This is a genomic window from Shewanella sp. Isolate7, from assembly GCF_022398425.1.
Taxonomy (GTDB): domain Bacteria; phylum Pseudomonadota; class Gammaproteobacteria; order Enterobacterales; family Shewanellaceae; genus Shewanella.
Map to the genome: position 1 here is coordinate 1 of NZ_JAKEVJ010000142.1, position 6,357 is coordinate 6,357.

6 protein-coding genes are annotated in these 6,357 nt (G+C 52.3%); all 6 read right to left on the minus strand.

What is annotated here, in order from left to right:
• Positions 1-56: 56 nt before the first annotated feature.
• Positions 57-1,775: a sodium:solute symporter family protein gene (locus L1D47_RS20340; RefSeq protein ID WP_239851194.1), complete on the minus strand. Its 1,719-nt coding sequence runs from the start codon at positions 1,773-1,775 to the stop codon at positions 57-59.
• A gap of 11 nt (positions 1,776-1,786) precedes the next feature.
• On the minus strand, positions 1,787-2,053 hold the full coding sequence (locus tag L1D47_RS20345) for a DUF4212 domain-containing protein (RefSeq protein WP_041509501.1): 267 nt from the start codon (positions 2,051-2,053) through the stop codon (positions 1,787-1,789).
• Positions 2,054-2,340: 287 nt separating this feature from the next.
• A complete protein-coding gene (locus L1D47_RS20350) occupies positions 2,341-2,973 on the minus strand; it encodes a thiol:disulfide interchange protein DsbA/DsbL (protein ID WP_239886583.1) in 633 nt (210 codons plus the stop codon).
• Between the two features lie 584 nt (positions 2,974-3,557).
• On the minus strand, positions 3,558-4,442 hold the full coding sequence (locus tag L1D47_RS20355) for an SDR family oxidoreductase (RefSeq protein WP_239886584.1): 885 nt from the start codon (positions 4,440-4,442) through the stop codon (positions 3,558-3,560).
• 48 nt (positions 4,443-4,490) lie between these two features.
• The gene (locus L1D47_RS20360) at positions 4,491-5,714 is read right to left on the minus strand and encodes an HD domain-containing phosphohydrolase (RefSeq protein ID WP_239886585.1); all 1,224 of its coding nucleotides are present in this window, start codon (positions 5,712-5,714) and stop codon (positions 4,491-4,493) included.
• Between the two features lie 417 nt (positions 5,715-6,131).
• The coding region (locus L1D47_RS20365; protein WP_239883628.1) for a transposase domain-containing protein at positions 6,132-6,357 on the minus strand (226 nt) is incomplete at its 5' end.

Below are 6,357 nucleotides of genomic sequence, written 5' to 3' on the forward strand. Positions count from 1 at the left end.
GCACTGCGCTCCCTGAGTCGATACTCTTAGCGACTAGTCGCTAATCATTCCATCGATTAATGGTCGTGGGCCTCGCCGGCTCCCTTAGGGAAGCGGATAGACTCCACCATATCCACGACATTCTGTGGTACTGCTGCGGTCACCTTGCTGACGATGAAGGCCACACCGAAGTTAACTAGCATACCCAGCATGCCTATGCCTTCAGGAGAGATACCAAACAACCAGTTGGCCGCGTTGTTATCTGCTGGGTTCACAAACTTGAAGTAGATGATGTAGCTGGCCGAGAACAGCAGACCGATCACCATACCGGCGATGGCGCCCTCTTTATTCATGGTGCGAGAGAAGATGCCCATGATGATCGCCGGGAAGAGTGACGATGCCGCCAAGCCGAAGGCGATTGCCACCACAGCTGCCACGAATCCTGGAGGGTTAATACCAAAGTAACCCGCCATGACGATACCCAGCGCCGCGGCGATACGGGCATAGAGCAGCTCCTGTTTGTCCGAGATATCCGGCATGAAGTTCTTCTTCAACAGGTCGTGTGAAACCGACGTCGAGATCACCAGCAGCAGACCCGCAGAAGTTGACAGCGCCGCCGCCAGACCACCGGCCGCCACCAAGGCGATAACCCAGGCAGGAAGATTGGCGATCTCAGGGGTAGCCAGTACCATGATGTCGCGGTCGATCTTCATCTCGTTGGTTTCACCCTTGGCATAGTAGATCTTGCCATCGCTGTTCTTGTCGTCCCACTTGATAAGACCAGTCTTCTCCCAGTTCTTGATCCAGTCTGGCGCCGTTTCATAGGCCACACCTGTAGACTCAGGACCGTTGATGGTCTCAATCATGTTCACGCGAGAGAAGGCGGCCAGCGCAGGAATGGTGGTATACATGATGGCGATAAACACCAATGCCCAACCCGCTGACACGCGCGCATCTTTCACCTTAGGTACGGTGAAGAAGCGAACGATCACGTGTGGCAGACCCGCAGTACCAAACATCAGTGCGCCCGTGATAAAGAAGACGTCGATCATCCCCTTAGAGCCCTCAGTGTACTGAGAGAAACCAAGCTGTGCCGACAGACCATCAAGTTTTTCAAGCAGATATGTGCCTGTACCGTTGCCAGCCGCGTCGACCAACTCGGCGCCAAAACCTAACTGAGGTAAGATATGACCCGTCATCATCACAGAGATGAAGATGGCCGGAACCATGAAGGCGAAGATCAATACGCAGTACTGAGCCACCTGGGTATAGGTGATCCCTTTCATGCCGCCGAGTACGGCGTAGAAGAAGACCACGGCCATACCAATATAAACACCGGTATCAACGTCCACTTCCAAGAAGCGCGAGAATACCACGCCCACACCACGCATCTGACCCGCAATGTAGGTGAAACAGATGAAGATGGCACAGACCACCGCAACGGTACGGGCCGCCTGAGAGTAGTAACGATCGCCGATAAAGTCGGGCACGGTAAACTTGCCAAACTTACGTAGGTAAGGTGCCATACAGAGCGCCAAGAGCACATAGCCCCCGGTCCAGCCCATCAGGTAAACGGAACCGTCGTAACCAACGAAGGAGACGATACCCGCCAGGGAGATGAAAGAGGCTGCCGACATCCAGTCAGCCGCGGTGGCCATACCGTTCATCACAGGGTGTACACCACCACCGGCAACATAGAACTCTTTCGTTGAACCGGCGCGAGACCAGATCGCAATGCCAATATAGAGGGCAAAGGTCAGGCCCACTATCAAATAAGTTAACGTTTGAACATCCATCTCATTGCTCCTTAGTCTTCATGAACATTGTATTTTTTGTCCAGCGCATTGGCTTTCGCCACGTAGACAAAAATCAGTGCAACGAATACATACATGGCCCCCTGCTGTGCAAACCAGAAGCCCAGCTTAAAGCCCATGAAATGGATCTCATTGAGTACATCGACCAGTAAAATACCGCAGCCAAATGACACTGCAGCCCAAATTGATAGCAGTCCGAGCACTAGGCGTAAATTTTCACGCCAGTAACCTTCTGCCTTTTCGTTATTTTCAAAAGCCATTGCGACTCCCCTGTGCTGATTATTATTAAGTCATGAATTAATCTAGCAAGCGCAGTCTTTAGGACAATCGCGACTTTGGTCTAACGCCAGCGTCAACCTTTAGACGAATTCGCACATTTTCTTTACAAAACAAGGGGTTTAAAGTTGACGCCAGCGTAAACCTATAATTTTCATAGGCTTGCAAACTAGACTAAGGTCGAACAGAAATGTTAACGGAATGTACAAAAAAGCCGCCAGAGGCGGCTTGAGGGATTAAAGGAGCTTTCCTACCAGGAAGCAAAAACGCCCTATTCCAGCGTCGATAGGTAGGCGAGCAGGTCCGCCAGCTCCTCTGCACTGCGCTGCTTATTGCTCACCAGATATTTGCCGTTTACCAGCAAAGAAGGCACGCCGCGGATCCCTGATAGCTGCGCCTGGGTATCATAATCGGCAATGGCTAACTTGTTATCCACAGATGCCAGCGCCTTATCTATCTCAGTCTTTGGCAGGCCTTGCTCGACGAAGAACTGACTCAGCTCCTCCTGGCGCTTAAAGGCGCCATCGCCCTCATGGATCCGCTTAAACAGATTGCCATGGGCCTGCTCGGTGACATGAAACTTCTTCGCCAGATAATAGGCCTCCTGGCTCAACTGCCAGGCCGCGCGGCCGCCCGCCACCGGCGTGCGCTCAAATGCCAGCTTATCCCCCATCTCCGCCTTTAACTTGGCCACGGCCGAACTGATCAAGCCATCCTGGCGATAACAGTGGGGGCAGTTGTAGGAGAAGAACTCACGCACCACGGGCTGGTTCACCTCGGGGATCCCTGCCACCTTCACATAATCGACCCCTTCGACATACTTAGCCTGGGCACTCACCTGAAACGCTGCCAGGGCGACGAACAACAGGCTTATATAACGACATAGATTCATGACTCTTTTCATAACCAACTCTTCTTATTATTGAAAAAATGTTTCTTCCTCTGGCTCATCAAAGCTTAGGGAAGGTGCGAATAAGTCCCGTGCTTGCTCTGCGTGTGCTTAAAGCGGATAGATGCTAGGCACAGTTTACAGCGAATGGCCCTAGTCCTTCGCAAGAACTGTAACGCAGCAAATACCGCTGTAAGCCTCGCCCTGCGGGGCTTTGATAGCAACACCATTTCGGCGTTATTCAACTTCAGCAGGCCTCGGCATGCCCTCAGTTGAATGCCTTGAACTGTCGCTGCTATCAAAGCCAGAGCTGTGCGACGANTCCCGTGCTTGCTCTGCGTGTGCTTAAAGCGGATAGATGCTAGGCACAGTTTACAGCGAATGGCCCTAGTCCTTCGCAAGAACTGTAACGCAGCAAATACCGCTGTAAGCCTCGCCCTGCGGGGCTTTGATAGCAACACCATTTCGGCGTTATTCAACTTCAGCAGGCCTCGGCATGCCCTCAGTTGAATGCCTTGAACTGTCGCTGCTATCAAAGCCAGAGCTGTGCGACGACTTGTTCGCACCTTCCTTAGGCCTAATTTAGATTCGGTTAGGCATTAGCAATGCGCCAACATGGCCAAGGGATCCGTAAACTGATACTGATAGTTTAGCTCCTGGGTGATAAGGCCTCCATCGACGCGCTTATCGTCAACCGGGTCACCCTCGACAAAGCTTGGTGGGGTGAGCCCCAACTGAGTCGCCGCCAATTGATAAAATTCCGCCTTGCTGGGATGCCGTGGCGCGCAAAGATTATAGGCAGGCGATAAAGGCCCCTGTGCTTTAAGCAGCGCAACTACGGCGCCTATGCAGTCTTCGAGATGCACCAGATTCACCGCCAGGTTACCACCGGGTATACCCTCTCTTCCCGCCAGGAAACGCCCCGGATGCCGCTTGGGCCCGATAAGCCCGGCAAAACGCAGGACGACGCAATGACTCGCAGCTTGCTTGCCGCCAACGCTGTTATCTGCCAATAAGAGTGCCTCATCTGCCGAAAAAAGCGCTTCGGCCGCCAGCAGAGTCTCACTCGCCGGGCTATGGGCCTTGGCATCGCGCTCGGTGCACTCACCACCAGAAGGATAAACGCCTGTGGTGCTGATGAAGATGATGCGCTGGTAGCTATGGCTCCCCATTAGGGCCTTGAGACGCTTTAGACGCTTGAGATAACCATTATCGCCACGACGCAGCCCGGGAGGAATGTTGATCACTATGGCATCGCACTCGAGGCCACGGGTTATCGCTTGACTGTCTTTATCGCTGAGGGTGTCACTATCACTTAGTTGCTCGAGATCCAGCGCAAAGCCGGCAATCCCATCGGCAGATAGGGCCTTCGAATCCTCATGGGCCCGTTTCGAACCTGTGACCTTAAAGCCTTCGGCCACTAATGCCTTGGCGAGAGGCAAACCAAACCAGCCGCAGCCGACGACGGCAACAGATGTTATCATCTTGAATTCTTTAGCTTGAAACCAGGACTCTAAAATAACGCAACGGGACTATGGGGTGCCAGCAAAATAAAAACTTATTCCGCTATCGGCCTGTAACACACGCAGCGCGCCTTCGTTTAACTCCTCGCGCTTAAGCACGCTATCGACAAACACCTCCTCCTGGCTGAGGAAGCGCAGGCCCGGCTCGCTACCGTCTGGATGACAGGCCCATACCTGCGGCTGTTTCACCGATTGTGTGGTGACCATCACCTTGCCCACATCGCCATCGCTTAAGCGCACCAGGGTGCCTGGTGGATAGATCCCCAGCAGCTTGACCAATACAGCGATCAGTGTCTCTGAATGTTTCCCGGCATGGTTCTTAAACAGGTAACCCAAGGCGACCTGAGGCGAGCGGCTCTCTTCGGCCCATAGCTGACCGTCGTAATCGTTGGCCAGGCTCACCAGCTGAGTGGTGATGGGGATCTTCTTCTCTGTCAGGCCATCGGGAAAGCCCGAGCCGTCGATAAACTCGTGATGATGCAAGATGATATTGAGCACAGCCTTGTTAAACAGGCCCGTCTTGTTCAGCATCTCATAGCCAAAGTTAGGGTGCATCTTGAGGAAATTCGCCTCGGAGGCAGACAGTGGGGTCTTCTTGCGGCGGATAGACTCGGGCACCTTAAGCTTGCCTATGTCGTGGAACAAGCAGCCCAGGGCGATGTCGCGCATATCCGATTTAGGCAGCTCCATGGCCCTGGCGATCATCAGCGCCAACACCGCCACCGAGATGCCGTGCAGCGTCACGCTGTTATCACTCTCACCTGCACTCACTAGGGCAAGGTGCGTCTGCTCATACTCAAACATATGCTCTATGAGGGACTCCACCAGGGAGGCTGCCTCACGATAGGCGCCTTCGGGATCGCTGGCCACCTTGCTGAAGGTGGAACGGCACTCGTTGACACAGTCGATGAAACGCTTCTGACTCAGACGCAGAGATTTACGCACGTTGCGTTTGGCTTCGGCAATGGGATCCACTACCTCTTCGGCCTTGACTGCCTGCTCGTCCGTCTCGGTGCTCTCTTCCGCCAACAACTCTTCGCCCGAAACGAGAAGCACATAGGGCACGCCGAGACTCTTAATCAGCTCTATCTGCGCTTCTTCTTCAATCTTGATACGGTTAAAAAGGAAAGGATGGTTTTTCCAAGACAAGGGTAATTTAACAGTGATGCCTGTTTGTAACTTTGACAGGGGTAATTGTATCGGCTCAGCTCTGGCCACTCGAAGCAACTCCATTGATTTTCCCCATACCCATTGAGTCCCCGCGACCCGATGTGGATGCGAGATAATCCCCTAAGAATATGAAAAGCAACCTAACTTTAATAACATAACTATAGTCAATAGCAACTCAATTTGTACAATCTGTCATTAAATTGACCACTTACGCACAAATTGACGACAAAGCCACCCCAGGGGCGAGTCTCTGCTGGTTATAAGATATGCAAAAATTCGCAGCCAATTTTCACAATCAGATATTGTATACAATATTCAAATGGTATTAGTATGGCTCTGTTCTTTAGAGATACATAGCAACCCCGGATTATGTTTCTTTAAAGAGTGTTGCTGTCAATTGTCCTTAATATAGGTCTTGTGAATTTGTTGTTTTTCACATTGATTTATAAGGTATTTTGGTATCCGTCCGGAGAACTGCACCTAGCCGAGTTTTGCATTCCAGGGTAGCAAGTGTTCTAGACACTCGGGCTTAAGTGACAACTGCTCAAGGCAGTACATCAAGTAATCGAAGGGCGTCAACCCATTCGCCTTGGCGGTTTCGATCACACTGTACAGTATGGCACTCGCGTTCGCACCATTGGCCGTATTGGCAAATAGCCAGTTCTTCCGCCCAATGACGAACGGTTTTATCGCTCTCTCGGCGCGA

Excerpts from the sequence above, each read along its gene's own strand:
- L1D47_RS20360 (WP_239886585.1), bottom strand. The coding sequence starts at position 5,714 with ATGGAGTTGCTTCGAGTGGCCAGAGCTGAGCCGATACAATTACCCCTG.
- L1D47_RS20340 (WP_239851194.1), bottom strand. The coding sequence starts at position 1,775 with ATGGATGTTCAAACGTTAACTTATTTGATAGTGGGCCTGACCTTTGCC.
- L1D47_RS20350 (WP_239886583.1), bottom strand. The coding sequence starts at position 2,973 with ATGAAAAGAGTCATGAATCTATGTCGTTATATAAGCCTGTTGTTCGTC.
- L1D47_RS20345 (WP_041509501.1), bottom strand. The coding sequence starts at position 2,053 with ATGGCTTTTGAAAATAACGAAAAGGCAGAAGGTTACTGGCGTGAAAAT.
- L1D47_RS20355 (WP_239886584.1), bottom strand. The coding sequence starts at position 4,442 with ATGATAACATCTGTTGCCGTCGTCGGCTGCGGCTGGTTTGGTTTGCCT.